Source organism: Halomonas sp. 3A7M (assembly GCF_014897875.1).
Lineage (GTDB): Bacteria > Pseudomonadota > Gammaproteobacteria > Pseudomonadales > Halomonadaceae > Vreelandella.
The window spans coordinates 1-13,296 of sequence record NZ_JABUZD010000053.1; the positions used below are offsets into that span (position 1 = coordinate 1).

Annotated in this window: 13 protein-coding genes; 4 read left to right on the forward strand and 9 right to left on the reverse strand. The window is 52.7% G+C overall.

Translation table 11 applies throughout. From position 1 onward, the window contains the following. Window positions 1–219: 219 nt before the first annotated feature. Window positions 220–828: an OmpW/AlkL family protein gene (locus tag INT19_RS04555; protein WP_193059884.1), complete on the forward strand. Its 609-nt coding sequence runs from the start codon at window positions 220–222 to the stop codon at window positions 826–828. An 84-nt stretch (window positions 829–912) separates the two neighbouring features. Here the strand turns inward: INT19_RS04555 and pepQ are convergent, their stop codons facing one another. From pepQ to INT19_RS04595, 8 genes are all read right to left on the reverse strand, one after another. Continuing rightward, window positions 913–2,202, reverse strand: a complete 1,290-nt coding sequence (gene pepQ, locus INT19_RS04560) for a Xaa-Pro dipeptidase (RefSeq protein ID WP_193059885.1) — start codon at window positions 2,200–2,202, stop codon at window positions 913–915. Between the two features lie 84 nt (window positions 2,203–2,286). Next, entirely contained in the window at window positions 2,287–3,198 is a 912-nt protein-coding gene (locus INT19_RS04565) for a LysR family transcriptional regulator (protein WP_089038085.1), read from the reverse strand. Window positions 3,199–3,247: 49 nt separating this feature from the next. Next, complete coding sequence (locus INT19_RS04570; RefSeq protein ID WP_193059886.1) at window positions 3,248–4,309, reverse strand: ABC transporter ATP-binding protein; 1,062 nt, start codon at window positions 4,307–4,309, stop codon at window positions 3,248–3,250. Further along, entirely contained in the window at window positions 4,306–5,322 is a 1,017-nt protein-coding gene (locus tag INT19_RS04575; protein ID WP_038483575.1) for an ABC transporter ATP-binding protein, read from the reverse strand. The genes INT19_RS04570 and INT19_RS04575 overlap by 4 nt, the downstream gene beginning before the upstream one ends. Window positions 5,323–5,329: 7 nt before the next feature. Beyond that, a complete protein-coding gene (locus INT19_RS04580) occupies window positions 5,330–6,274 on the reverse strand; it encodes an ABC transporter permease (RefSeq protein ID WP_089038087.1) in 945 nt (314 codons plus the stop codon). Beyond that, window positions 6,271–7,320, reverse strand: a complete 1,050-nt coding sequence (locus tag INT19_RS04585; RefSeq protein WP_089038088.1) for an ABC transporter permease — start codon at window positions 7,318–7,320, stop codon at window positions 6,271–6,273. Before INT19_RS04585 ends, INT19_RS04580 begins: the two co-directional genes overlap by 4 nt. Before the next feature lie 151 nt (window positions 7,321–7,471). Continuing rightward, entirely contained in the window at window positions 7,472–9,043 is a 1,572-nt protein-coding gene (locus INT19_RS04590; protein ID WP_193059887.1) for an ABC transporter substrate-binding protein, read from the reverse strand. A 326-nt stretch (window positions 9,044–9,369) separates the two neighbouring features. Beyond that, the gene (locus INT19_RS04595; protein ID WP_038483583.1) at window positions 9,370–9,756 is read right to left on the reverse strand and encodes a glutaredoxin family protein; all 387 of its coding nucleotides are present in this window, start codon (window positions 9,754–9,756) and stop codon (window positions 9,370–9,372) included. A 242-nt stretch (window positions 9,757–9,998) separates the two neighbouring features. Here INT19_RS04595 and mpl point away from each other — a divergent pair, with 242 nt between their 5' ends. Genes mpl through INT19_RS04610 form a run of 3 tightly spaced genes read left to right on the forward strand, consistent with a single transcriptional unit; the run spans window position 9,999 to window position 12,672 of the window. Next, on the forward strand, window positions 9,999–11,384 hold the full coding sequence (gene mpl / locus INT19_RS04600) for a UDP-N-acetylmuramate:L-alanyl-gamma-D-glutamyl-meso-diaminopimelate ligase (RefSeq protein WP_193059888.1): 1,386 nt from the start codon (window positions 9,999–10,001) through the stop codon (window positions 11,382–11,384). Next, the gene (locus INT19_RS04605) at window positions 11,381–12,046 is read left to right on the forward strand and encodes a flavin prenyltransferase UbiX (RefSeq protein ID WP_193059889.1); all 666 of its coding nucleotides are present in this window, start codon (window positions 11,381–11,383) and stop codon (window positions 12,044–12,046) included. Before mpl ends, INT19_RS04605 begins: the two co-directional genes overlap by 4 nt. A gap of 2 nt (window positions 12,047–12,048) precedes the next feature. Beyond that, window positions 12,049–12,672, forward strand: coding sequence for a LysE family translocator (locus tag INT19_RS04610; protein WP_193059891.1), 624 nt, complete (start codon window positions 12,049–12,051; stop codon window positions 12,670–12,672). Between the two features lie 10 nt (window positions 12,673–12,682). Here the strand turns inward: INT19_RS04610 and INT19_RS04615 are convergent. Next, window positions 12,683–13,296, reverse strand: a 614-nt coding sequence (locus tag INT19_RS04615) for a phosphatase PAP2 family protein (protein ID WP_193059890.1), incomplete at its 5' end; no start/stop codon positions are given.

Here is a 13,296-nt window from a genome sequence, read left to right on the forward strand (position 1 = left end):
TGGTGTGAGAGGACAGGGGAGGCGACTCCCCTTCCTACTCGATTCTGTCCTTTGTGCTTGATTTTTATAACCGATGCTGTTCGCCGACAGTGCTGGATATGTAAAACTTATATTAAAATAACACAACAAGTTTGGAAACGCTGTTCGATTGGTATATATTGTATAGGTAGCTGGAGTTACCGGCACCAATCCCGAGTAAGATGTAAGAGGATGACCCTGATGAGTAAATTAAAATTAGTTTCTGCTGCTGTTCTTACCGCTAGCGCATTGATCGCCAGCCAAGCAGCACTCGCTTACGAAGCAGGTGACGTTTTCGTACGTGGTGGTGTCGCCCAAACGGATACGGGTTCTGGAAATGGCAACGTTGGCGCGGCAGACCTAAACGTACAAAGCGCGCGAGGATTTACGTTTGGCGCGGGTTACCTGTTCACCGATAAGCTTGGCGCTGAACTGAACAGCTCCGAGAAGTTTGAACACGACCTCAACACCAGTCCTGGTGGCAGCGCGGGCAGCGTAGACCGCCTGCCGATTAATCTGTTGGTTAACTACTATCCGATGGGCGGTTTAGACTCTAAGGTTCAGCCTTATGTAGGTGTTGGCTTGAACTATACTCGCTTCTCAGGCGAGCCCACTGGCTTAAGCGTTGATGAAAGCTATGGCGCGATCGGTCAGGCGGGGGTTGATTTAGCGGTTACCGATAACATCATGTTAAACGGTTATGTTAGTTATGCAGACGTGAATGCCGACATCAATGCAGGTGGTAGCAAGGTCGGTAAAGTAAACATGGAACCCGTTACTATCGGTGGTGGCGTTACTTACCGCTTCTAACGAGAAGTGCGCAGGGTGATCTTGCCCTCGATCTGATAGTCGCCCGGCCTGGGGAGTTACACCTTGAGTCGGGCGTTTTGTTGGTCAGGGGGTCAAGTTTTTGAAGCCACTCTCTGTGACAACGACGTTATCTTCAATACGGATGCCGCCACAGCTGGCTAACGAATCAACGACTGTCCAGTTAATCGGTAGTGCCTTGTCGCGCAATGGGGCCAGCAACATAGGGATATAGTAGAACCCGGGCTCTATCGTTACTACCATGCCAGGGCGCAGCGTACGGGTTAAACGTAGCGCTGGGTGCTGCTCAGGAGCGGGTGAGGGCGTTCCATCTGGATGGCGAAGCCCTGCCACATCATGAACCTGCAGCCCCAACGAATGCCCTAAACCGTGTGGGCAAAAAGCTCGCGTGATTCCCTCATCAATTGCCTGTTCTGCGCTGCCCTGAAAAAGATCATTGGCAATCAGAATATCTGCCAGCAAACGATGCATTTGCTCATGTAGCGCAATGAACTCGACGCCTGGAGCAACGCTTTCCACCAGCGTGTCTTTTACCTGGTGAATACCGTCAATTAAATCACGATAGATGTCTGGCGCGTCAGGGCCTGCATAAGTGCGTGTAATATCTGCGCAGTAACCGCGAAAACGGCGACCAGCGTCAACCAATAGGCTATGTCGTTGCGTGGGACTGTTTAGGTCATAGTGTTGGTAGTGTAATACGCCAGCATGATCATTTAGCCCAATAATGTTCTGGTAGGGGACATCAGACTCCCGCTGTCTGCTGGCAGCCAGGTAGGCCAGTTGAATATCTAACTCCGCTGATGCGCCAATAAAAGCAGCCTGCGCGGCTTGATGTCCTGCTATAGCAAGCCGGTTGGCTTCGCTTAAGCAGGCTATTTCATAAGCGGTCTTCAACATGCGCAGTTCATCGAGGGCCCTAACCAGCGGTTCGGGCTGATACTGCGCGTCTAGTGCTAGGCGTGTGGTGGCCTCAATATCACCGATCACTGCCGCGCGACCCGCTAACGTTGGTGTGATCTTTTCGCTGCACAGGTGGATATCAAACTCAGCTACCCATGGCTCTTCAGGCAGGCGAGTGGGCAAATGCCAGAAATCTGCCGGCGCATACAGGTACAGCTGCGGGCGCTTGCCGGGTTGAATCACCAGCCAACTGTGCTGAATATCGGCCATGCCTACCCAGTGCATAAAATGGCCGTAAGTTTGGAAGGTTGGCGTTTGGTCGTCGCCAAAGTGTGCGCTGGCGTGGCCGCTATAGATGGCTAAGCTATCGAGACTGTGACTGGTTAACAGGTCTGCATAAGCTTGCTGTAAATGCGCTAAGTGCTCGCGCTGCAAGTTAAACAAAGAGGCTGACATGCAGGTGGTGTCCTTTTATCAATGGCGGCTTGGCTAGTGTCTCAGGGTACGGCATCAAGTCGGGCTACTGCTTTAACTACGGGCTTAACTGCGTGGTGGAGCAAGCTCACTCCACAGGCTATCCAGCTCTGCGTGATGCTGGTTTTGGTGCCGATATAGTCGTAGCTCCATCGGGACATCCCAGCGGCTATCGCCGGCTCTGATTAATGTGCCGTTGGCGAGCTCAGCGGCTATGTTGCGTTCGGGTAACCAGCTCATGCCATAGCCGAGAAGCACCAGCTCTTTAATACCTGCCGCATAGAGATTTTCACTTTGCGCCGTGAGGTAGGTGCTTTGCGGTAAGCGAGCGAGATGCGCCTTGACCGCTGAGCCCAATAAGCCGCGTTTTGGATAGGCCAGACAAGGCGCGGGTTGCTGGCGCGAGCCGGGTAGCAACGCGCAAGGTGTGCCATTCGCATCGAGGCCTGTGACAGGAATCAAGCGCTCGTGGCCAATGATCCGATACGTGCAGGCACTGGTATCGATATCTAAATCGCAACGTCCGATTGGCCAATAGCAGATAGCAAGATCGCACTCTGCCCGACCAAGTGCTTGAAAATAGTCGCTCGCCGCCCACCCGGTTGCTCGCAAATAGGGCTGTATGCGCTCTTGCCAACCCGTTGCAGCGAGCCATTCTGGCAAGAACTGCGGGAGTAAGCTCTGTGGAGCAGCCACCATGATACGGCGCTGTTGTCCGGCGCTAATTTCGCGCACGCGGTCACGGGTTAAGCGCACACGATCAGTTACCTGTTCGCACAGTGTCAGGAACTCCTCTCCCGCCGGGGTTAGCGAAAGTGGCAACGTCTGCCGGTTGATCAGCGTCACGCCCATCTCTTCCTCTAGCAATTTAATGCGCCGGGAAAAGGTGGGCTGTGTGACGTGCTGTTCATCCGCTGCACGAGAGAAGTGTCGCGTTCTGGCCAGGGCGATAAAGTCTTCTAGCCAGCGAATTTCCATGTCTTACCTCGTCGTCCTGCCAAACGTGATGCTGTCGTTAAAATTGGCGTCATAGCCGGCCTTCTTCAACAGCGTGGCACGCAACGCGAGTGCCGCCACCCTGTGTTTGCAGGGTAGGGATTTCCTGATGACAGCGGGCGTTGGCATGGGGACAACGGCCATGGAAGACACAACCGCTCGGTAAGTTGACCGGCGTGGGCACTTCTCCGGTAAGACGAATATGCTGGGGGCGGTCATCTTTTAAGCGGGGAATCGCGGATAGTAGTGCTTGGGTATAGGGGTGGCGCGGTTTAGCAAATAGCGTTGCCGTTGTAGCCACTTCACACACCGTGCCTAAGTACATCACCGCTACGCGGGTGCCAAAGTGCTCGACCACTGCCAAATCGTGAGTGATAAATAGATAGGTTAGGTTACGCGCTTGCTGTGCTTCCATCAGCAGGTTGAGCACTTGCGCCTGAATGGAGACATCCAGTGCTGATATGGGCTCGTCGGCAACAATAAACTCAGGATCAACGGCTAGGGCGCGTGCTATGGCGATACGCTGGCGTTGGCCACCGGAAAATTCGTGCCCAAAACGCTTGCCCCAATCGGGGTCTATCCCCACCGACCCCATAACGTCTTGGACCTTGTCGAGTATCTTCTCTCGGTTCCAGTCTGGGTGGTGCAAACGCAGCGGTTCTTCCAGCGTTTGTTGAATCGTCATCCGTGGGTTAAGCGAGGCATAAGGATTTTGGAAAATCATCTGCATGCGCTTGCGATAAGGCAATAGCTGGCGAGAGCTCAAATTATCAATGCGCTGCCCGTCATAGCGAATCTCACCCTCTGTAGGGGTGAGTAAGCCCATTACCGTGCGTGCCACGGTGGACTTACCGCAGCCAGATTCACCGACCACGCACAGTGCTTCTCCGCGTTTGATATCAAGGTTAACGCCATTAATCGCATGTACATGCTCTTGATGACGCACCAGCTTGCCGCCTTTAAAGCGCAACTGTTCCAAAAAATCCCCTGATAATGAAAAGCGCTTCTTAAGGCCACGAATTTGTAGTAACGATTCGCTGCTCTCTTCATTTTGCGTGGGCGCAGCGTGGCGAGTTTCGACCTGAGCACTCATTGTGTTTCCTCCTTCAGGCGACGATCTTCAAGCATTTCAGCCACCATATGGCAGGCGACACGGCAATTGCCGGATTCGACAAATTCAGGCACTTGCTGGGTGCAGGCAGGCCGTGGTTGACCATCTGCCCTATTGATGAAGTCGCAGCGAGGATGAAACGCGCAGCCGCTAGGTAAGTTAGAGAGTGATGGCATGCTGCCACGGATCTGGTTGAGCTTTTCACCTGGGGTCGCCATTTGCGGTAACGCGTTGATCAGCCCTTGGGTATAGGGGTGCTGAGGATCGTTGATGATTTCCCGTGTGAGGCCCTGCTCAATAACGCGACCGGCGTACATAACCAGCATGCGCTGGGTGACCTGGCTCACTACCCCCAGGTCGTGGGTGATGAGAATCAGACCCACGTTGTGCTGTTCGCATAGCTCAAGCAACAGCGCCATGATTTCCGCTTGGATGGTCACGTCCAGGGCGGTAGTCGGTTCATCGGCAATGATAATATCGGGATCGAGCAGTAGGGCGATGGCGATAATAATACGCTGACGCATACCGCCAGAAAGCTCGTGGGGATATTGATCCAAGCGTGTTTCTGGCGATGGGATTTGTACCTGTTGCAGCTTGTCCAGGGCAATCGCGCGGGCTTCTTTGGTGGAGATCCGTCGATGGGCTTTTAAACACTCGACCATCTGCTCACCAATCGAGAGCACGGGGTTCAGCGTCATCATCGGATCTTGGAAGATCATCGAGATGCGGTTGCCGCGTATTTTGCGCAGGCCGCGCTCAGACATGGTGTTAAGCGTCTGGCCTTCAAACGTTATGCTGCCACCCGCTATAAAGCCGGGTTTGGCGATTAGGTTAAGTAGCGAGAAGGCAGCCACGGATTTACCCGCGCCAGATTCGCCTACGATGCCTAAGCGCTCGCCGCGCTCCAGGGTGAAATTGACATCGCGTAGAGCGCGCACTTCACCTTGGCGAAGGGCAAAACGTACATCGAGTTGAGAGACTTCAAGTAGTGCCATGGTGTCCTCAGCCTTTATAGAGTCGTGGGTTCATGACATCACGTAGCCAATCGCCCAATAGATTGATAGACAGCACCAGCACAATGAGTACTGCTCCAGGAATTAGGGTGATCCACCAAGACCCCGATTGGATATAGTCAAAGCCTGATTTGATGAGTGACCCAAGCGATGGGTGGGTTTCGGGCATTCCCAAGCCTAAAAATGACAGCGCAGCCTCTGAAATAATCGCGTTGGCAATTTGCACCGTTGAGATAACAAAAATCGGCGACATGGTATTAGGCAGCACATGGCGGAACATAATGCGTTTGCTACGTAGCCCCATGACGCGTGCAGCATCAACATACTCTTTGTTTTTCTCAGCCAGTACTGAAGCACGCACCGTACGTGCGTACTGTGGCCATTCGGCTAACCCGATAATCAAAATAAGCATGAGCACGGCATATTGGCTGTAAAACGCGCTGCCCATAGTGGCTTTCACTAGAGCGCCCACCACGATAGCGACCATCAGGGTAGAAAATGACAGCTGGATATCGGCCAAGCGCATTAACAACGCGTCGACGCGGCCGCCTAGGTAGCCTGCCATTAAGCCGAACGTTACGCCGAGCAGTGCTTGAAGTATGACCGCGCCAAAGCCAATCAGTAGTGATACGCGGGTGCCATAGAGAATAATCGACCACAAATCGCGCCCCTGGGCGTCGGTGCCTAGGCTGTAACGCTCATCGGTACCCTCAATCCAAAAGGGGGGCAACTCGGACGACATAATGTCGATTTGAGCCAGATCATAAGGATCGGTAGGGGCTAGCAATGGGGCTGAAAACGCTGCGATCACTAAGCAAATAAATACTGCGAGGCACAGTTGAGCCGTGCGGTCGCGCTTAAAGCTGTACCATAAGTAAGAGTCGCGCAGGCGTTCCCAGCGGCTGGGTGCAGTCGTTGTTGTGGGCGTTGTCATGCGGGCTTACCTGTTAGTTTTACGGTGGGGTTAACGAAGCCGTAGATCAAATCCACAATGGTGTTCGTCACCACGAAAATGACGCCGACAATCATCAGGTAGGTAACTATCAGCGGTATATCGGCTCGGTTAATCGCATCAAGGAACATCAGTCCCATGCCCGGCCATTGGAAAACGGTTTCGGTCAAAATGGTGTAAGCCACCATGGTGCCGATCTGTACGCCGCCAACGGTGATAACCGGCAGCATGGTGTTCTTTAGCGCGTGCACAAAGTAAACGCGTCGCATTGAAATGCCTTTGGCTCGGGCATACTTCACGTACTCTGACTGCAGCACTTCCATCATTTCTGCGCGAATCAGGCGGATAAACAGCGGCAACATAATCGATGCGAGTGAAATCGCGGGCAATGCTAGGTGCTGTAAACCACTCCAGGTGGCTAAGTTAGTGTCCCAGTGGCCTACCACATGTACTAAATCATAGCCGCGACCAAACGACGGCATATTGCCTTCTGTCGATAGCAGACCATTGAGCCAAGCTCCCCAACTGGTACTTTCAGGAAACGGCGTGATAGTGATGCCAATCGCAAAAATCTGAATCAATAAGATGGCGGTCAAAAACACCGGTATCGAAATGCCGATGATCGAAGCCCCCATAAAAAAACGTGATATAGGTGAGCGAGGTTTTATCGCGCTATAAACGCCAATCGGTACTGAGAAAAGCACAATAATCAGCGTAGCCGCAAACACCAGTTCAAGGGTTGCGGGCAAATGCCGGGCGATAACCTCCAGCGCAGGTTCACGATAAAAATAAGAGTCGCCAAAATCGCCTTGAACGGCGTTTTTCGCAAAGCGTACATACTGAACTAAAAATGGATCATTTAAGCCCAAGCGCTCGCGAATGGCTTCACGCTCGCTTTCGGGAACCGACTGACCGACCATCTGTTGTACAGGGTCACCCAGGTTATCCTGGATGGCGAAGGCCAGTACACTGATGACAAACATCACCAATATCGCGTGCATCAGGCGCTTGATTAAAAAAGCAATCATGGCGTACGCCACCTATGTCATAGGTTTAATAGAGAGTTAATTGCAAGTTAGGGCGAAGCCTATGATGAGGCTGTTAACCACATACAACGCTTCGTTCCCCAAAGCTTTGGGGAACGAAGCATCCTTGCACGTTTGAAAGTAAGCGTGGCAATTAGCGACTAATTACCAGATCACCTAGGTAGGGGAAGTCTAGGGCGTTAACAACCGGCTCGATATCAACGCCGTTAGCTGCACCATAGGCAAGGTTCTGCCAATGCAGCGTGATGTAGCCCACGTCTTCATAAAGCATGGCTTCGGCTTCACGCAGCATTTCATTGCGTTTTTCGAGATCGGTTTCGCTATCTGCCGCAGTCACAAGTGCGTCGATTTCTTCGTTGCAGTAGCTGCCGTAGTTGTACTGGCCAGCGCCAGTCTCTTCATCAATACAGAAAGAGAGGTACTGGAAGAAGTTGGCGGTGTCTTCGGTGTCAGCATGCCAGCCAATCATCGCCATGTCGGAAGCGCGCTCATCATACTCAGGCCAGTATTGAGCGAGGGGCATCGTGCGCAGATTAACGTTAATGTTAATTTGTGCCAGCATGTTTGCCACTGCTTGAGCGATCTGGGCATCGTTCACATAGCGGTTGTTGGGCGCGATCATATCAACGCTGAACCCTTCCTCGTAGCCCGCTTCTGCCATCAGCTCTTTGGCACGTTCAACGTCATAACGAGGCACTAAGTCAGGGTTGTGGCCGGAATAGCCTGCGGGAGAGAACTGGCTTGCAGGCGTGGCGAAGCCGCGCATTAAGCGGTCGGCAATACCCTCTTGGTTAATCGCCAGATCAACGGCTTGACGCACACGTGCATCCTGGAAAGCCTCAACGCGCTCTTCGTTCATTTGGAAGCCAATAATGCGCGTACCATCCACTTCTACTAGGTTAGCGTTATCGGCTTCGCGAACACGGTCCAGATCGTTGGGCGGTACGGCATCGATAAAGTCAACGCCGCCTGACAGTAGTGCCGCCACGCGTGAGGCATTCTCAGCAATAGGGGTCAGGACAATTTTAGAAACGTTGCCTTCGCTTTCGGTATCCCAGTAATCCTCAAAGCGTTCAAAATCAACGCGGACACCTTGGCGGCGTTCAGTGATAATAAATGGGCCTGTGCCCGATGCATTTCGCGATGCAAATGAGTTGCCCGCTTTTACGATTTCTGCTTTTTCATTGCCGCTGTCCGTTTCTCCCGTGTAGAACTCGCTATCCATGGGGAAAATGTAAGTCGCAAGGTTGAGCAGTAGCGGGTAGGGCTCAGTGGTGGTAATTTCGACAGTGTAATCGTCAACTGCTTCGGCACCAGCGACGGGCTCAAAAATAGCGCGATAATCGGGGCTCTCTTTCAGGCGCTCAATGGTCCATACCACGTCTTTGGCGGTGAAATCGTTACCTGAGTGAAACTTGACGCCTTCACGCAGCGTCATGCGTGTCGTGGTTTCGTCTACCTGTTCCCATTCGGTCGCCAGGCGCGGCTCAAACTCGAAATCTTTTGTCCAACGTACCAGCGGGTCAAACGCTAAGTGTGAAAGGCGCAACATGCCGCCAGATAACTGCTCGTGGATATCGAGGGTTTCAGGATCGGCAGAGTAACCAATGCGCAGGGTTTCTGCGCTCGCGGTCATGGGCAGCATCGTTGTGCCTGCAACCACAGCACCAATAACAGAAGCCAGTAGCGTTTTCTTAAACGTCATAATGTTTCCCTTTGTATTGTTTATTGTTCACTTTGCTGGCCAAAGCAAGTGTGTTTAAAAACAGTGTGTTTAAAAGCTAAGTGCTCTTAAAAACCAGCAAAACAGACACGGTCAGCTTGTCAGCTGTTCTAACAATATTCTGTTCGCTATAAACATAGAGAGTGTGGGGCGCGTCATACAATCGAAATAATGAGAGGTATCATTCATCTGCTGAATGACTGGGCTGGGTACGGCCTTGCAAGGAGGGGAGGTTAGACGAAGGTGGAGGGAGTGTGAGCCGCTATTAAGGCGCTTTTGCTCAATAGCGGCATCTGTATAAATGTGTTTTAAGCGAAATGTTGGTGTAACCAGCGGTTAATGGCATCTGACTCGTAGAGCCACTCTTCCCGGCCGTCTTCATGATTAATTTTTAAGCAGGGAACTTTGACCTTGCCGCCGCCTTCTTGAAGGGCTTTTTTATGGACAGGGTCTAGCTGAGCATCGCGCAATTCGATCTTTAGGCCCAGCCGAGCGATCTCTTTGCGTACTTTGATACAGAAAGGGCACGTCCGGAACTGGTAGAGGGCTAAGTGTTCACAGGCAGCATCGACTTTAGCTTGTTCTTCCTCGGTACGCTCGACCGATTTAGGGGTTGAGAGCTTCTCTGAGATCAACATGACGGGGGCTAAAATAAGGCGAACACCTCTGAAGAAATAGCGAATTAAAACACGCATCGTAAGCTCCCTCGGTAGCACTGACACTGGTCAGCGATAGGATATGTATGAATGATCGTATTTAAGAGATCATGAGCAAAAAGGTAGCCGCATCCTGCATCAAACTGGGCGTTTTGTCACTTCTGAACGAGCTTAGGCGCTAGTTTTAAAGCCCAGACCTGCCTTGAACTAGATGAGCCAGTTAACGTTGCATGCTAGTCTCAGCAGCTTAGTTAACTGGTTGAGTAAGGAGCGCTTCACCTATGCGTCTGCATATTATGGGTATCTGCGGCACTTTTATGGGGAGCCTGGCTTTGCTGGCGCGGGAGTTAGGGCATCAGGTGAGCGGCTCAGATACGAATGTGTATCCTCCCATGAGTACCCAGTTGGAAGAGGCAGGGATCACCTTGATGGAAGGGTATCGCGCCGAAAACCTTGCTGATCAGCCTGCACTTGTCATTGTAGGAAATGCGCTATCGCGGGGTAATCCGGAAGTCGAGGCGCTGCTAAATAGCGGTTTGCCCTATACCTCAGGCGCTCAGTGGCTGGCTGAACATGTACTGCCTGGGAGGCAAGTCATTGCCGTTGCAGGTACTCACGGTAAGACCACCACTGCCAGCCTTTTGGCATGGCTATTGGAAAGCGCTGGCTTAACGCCTGGATTTTTGATTGGCGGCGTGCCGCGTAATTTTGGCGTGTCGGCACGCTTAGGCCATCAAGACAGCCCCTTTATTGTCGAGGCTGACGAGTACGATACGGCGTTTTTTGATAAGCGCTCTAAGTTTGTTCACTACCGCCCCCAGATTGCGGTGATGAATAACTTAGAGTTTGACCATGCCGATATATTCCCTGACCTTGCAGCGATTGAACGCCAGTTTCACCATTTGGTGCGAACGGTGCCGAGCCAAGGTTGCTTGCTGGTTGCTGATCAACAGCCAGCGCTGGAGCGTGTTCTGGCAATGGGGGCATGGTCGTCGGTCGAGCATTTCGGCACGTTAGAGAGCAGCGAGTGGCAACTGCGTTTGGAACGTGAGGATGGTAGTCGCTTTCAGGTGCTTCACATCGGGGAAAACAGCGAAGAGGACGGTGTGGTCGAGTGGGCGTTAACCGGTGAGCACAACGCGCGCAATGCACTCGCGGCACTTGCTGCAGCGAGCCGTTGTGGTGTGAATCTCGCTCGCGCTTGTGCCGCTCTCGCGCGTTTTAAAACGCCCCGTCGGCGTCAGGAAATCATCGGTGAAGTGGACGGCGTACAAGTTATTGATGACTTTGCCCATCATCCAACAGCAATTGCAGCGACCTTAAAAGGGCTGCGAGCTGCCACCACAAAAGGGCGGCTGCTCGCAGTGATTGAGCCGCGCTCCAACACCATGCGTTTAGGCGCTCTACGTGCTCGACTAAACGAGAGCGTTGCCGATGCGGATGCAGTGTTCTGGTTTCAACCAGCAGGGCTTGACTGGTCCATGGAGACGTTAGTGGCTGAGCAAGGCGAGCGCGCTGAGCTATATAGCGATATCGATGCACTTGTTAAGGCGGTTGTTGCTCAAGCGTCGCCACTCGACCGTATCGTTGTGATGTCTAACGGCGGTTTTGAGGGCGTTCACCAGCGTCTATTGAGTGCGTTGTCTGCCAAGGAGCAAACTGAGTGACAGACTTTAAACCTCCGGTGACGGTGGCGCTGACAGGTGCTTCAGGGGCGCAATATGGCCTGCGCTTGATCGACGTACTGGTGGCCTCAGGGCATGAAGTGTGGGTAATGATCTCCAAAGCGGCACACATGGTTATTGCCACTGAGACGGATGTGTCGTTACCCGCTCAGCCAAAACGCTTAGTAGAGGCGCTTACTGAGCAGAGTGGTGCCAGGCCCGGTCAAATCCGCTGTTTTGGGCGTGAAGACTGGATGGCGCCCGTGGCATCGGGGTCCGGCGCTCCCTCTGCGATGGTAATTTGCCCCTGCTCTACAGGTACGCTGTCAGCAGTCGCCACTGGCGCGAGCAATAACTTAATTGAGCGTGCTGCTGACGTTGCCATCAAGGAGCGGCGGACATTAGTCATCGTGCCGCGTGAAAGTCCATTTTCCCCTATTCACCTGGAGCACATGCTGGCGCTAAGCCGCCTGGGTGTCGTGATTTTGCCTGCGGCCCCCGGCTTTTATCATCGCCCAGAACGGATAGAAGACTTGATCGACTTTGTGGTCGCCCGAATACTCAACCAGTTAGGTATTGCCCACCGCCTGGTACCGCGTTGGGGAGAGGGGCATGAAACCACGTCGAGCGATACAGATAACGAAGTAAACAACACGGAAGAGTAATGATGATGTCATGGGCGACGCTGTCAGTGTTTGTACCCACTTTTTTGTTCGTTTCACTAACGCCGGGGATGTGTATGACGCTGGCCATGGTGCTGGGCATGACCCAGGGAGTGAAGCGAACGCTGTGGATGATGATAGGCGAGTTAGTGGGTGTTGGTATTGTGGCCGCCGCTGCAGGTGCTGGTGTGGCCGCGTTAATGCTACGTCAGCCAGAGCTGTTCATTGCGTTTAAGTGGGTAGGCGGCGCTTACTTAGCTTATTTGGGCATTATGATGTGGCGCTCTAGAGGGCGTATGGCTATTCCTGCCGAACTGAATGCCGGGCCTGCTGCAGGACGTGTGCAGTTGGCCACTCAGGGATTAGTCACGGCAGTGGCCAACCCTAAAGGCTGGGCTTTTTTCATGGTGCTGTTGCCGCCGTTTTTAGATGGCAGTCGGCCACTTGCGCCTCAGTTAACCCTGCTGATTGCGGTTATTCTAGTGATCGAGTTTGCCAGCATGCTGGTCTACGCAACAGGTGGCAAAACGCTGCGTAACGTGCTGGGCAAAAGTGGCAATGTAAGGTTGCTTAATCGCATTGCCGGGACATTAATGATAGGCGTGGGAATCTGGCTGGCTCTGGGATAGCAGCGAATGGTTAGACAGGTGGTATCAGGATAATCCGCAGGACTACCAACGCGATGGTGGATGCCATTAGCCTGCCCCATGGGCAATGAGGTAAAGGAGCTCTAACGCGTCGCTGCCAATTCAGTCGAATGAGGGCGCATACCAGCAAGCCCAAGAGGGCGCCGCCGATGAGATCACTTAGCCAATGAACGCCTAATATCAAGCGCGATAACGCCATGGGTGTTGCTAAGATAATGGCCAGCCAATAAACCCAAATGCGTTGTTTGCGGTGCAATTCTGCCGCAATAAAAGCCGCTGCTAGCCCTACAATAACAACCGTCGTGGAGGTGTGTGCACTTGGGTATGAAAATGAGCCAATTAAGTGCTCTGGTGTTGCTGGTCGAGTGCGCTCAAAAACCATTTTTCCTATTGTATTGAGCAGCGCAACGCCACCGATGGCAAAGACCCAGTGGCAGAGAGCATCGATGCGTTTATGGTGTATCAGCCAAACGGCCAAAGGCAAAAGTAGTGCGCTAACCCCTAGTGCATCTCCTATTTTAGCTAAAACTAAGCTGATTAACTGAAGTGGTTCATTGGTTAACCAGGGAAAATGCATGAAAACCCGCGCCATGATGCGGCTTTCAG

Coding starts and splice junctions, on each gene's coding strand:
- INT19_RS04555 (WP_193059884.1), top strand. CDS start 220: ATGAGTAAATTAAAATTAGTTTCTGCTGCTGTTCTTACCGCTAGCGCA.
- pepQ (WP_193059885.1), bottom strand. CDS start 2,202: ATGTCAGCCTCTTTGTTTAACTTGCAGCGCGAGCACTTAGCGCATTTA.
- INT19_RS04565 (WP_089038085.1), bottom strand. CDS start 3,198: ATGGAAATTCGCTGGCTAGAAGACTTTATCGCCCTGGCCAGAACGCGA.
- INT19_RS04570 (WP_193059886.1), bottom strand. CDS start 4,309: ATGAGTGCTCAGGTCGAAACTCGCCACGCTGCGCCCACGCAAAATGAA.
- INT19_RS04575 (WP_038483575.1), bottom strand. CDS start 5,322: ATGGCACTACTTGAAGTCTCTCAACTCGATGTACGTTTTGCCCTTCGC.
- INT19_RS04580 (WP_089038087.1), bottom strand. CDS start 6,274: ATGACAACGCCCACAACAACGACTGCACCCAGCCGCTGGGAACGCCTG.
- INT19_RS04585 (WP_089038088.1), bottom strand. CDS start 7,320: ATGATTGCTTTTTTAATCAAGCGCCTGATGCACGCGATATTGGTGATG.
- INT19_RS04590 (WP_193059887.1), bottom strand. CDS start 9,043: ATGACGTTTAAGAAAACGCTACTGGCTTCTGTTATTGGTGCTGTGGTT.
- INT19_RS04595 (WP_038483583.1), bottom strand. CDS start 9,756: ATGCGTGTTTTAATTCGCTATTTCTTCAGAGGTGTTCGCCTTATTTTA.
- mpl (WP_193059888.1), top strand. CDS start 9,999: ATGCGTCTGCATATTATGGGTATCTGCGGCACTTTTATGGGGAGCCTG.
- INT19_RS04610 (WP_193059891.1), top strand. CDS start 12,049: ATGATGTCATGGGCGACGCTGTCAGTGTTTGTACCCACTTTTTTGTTC.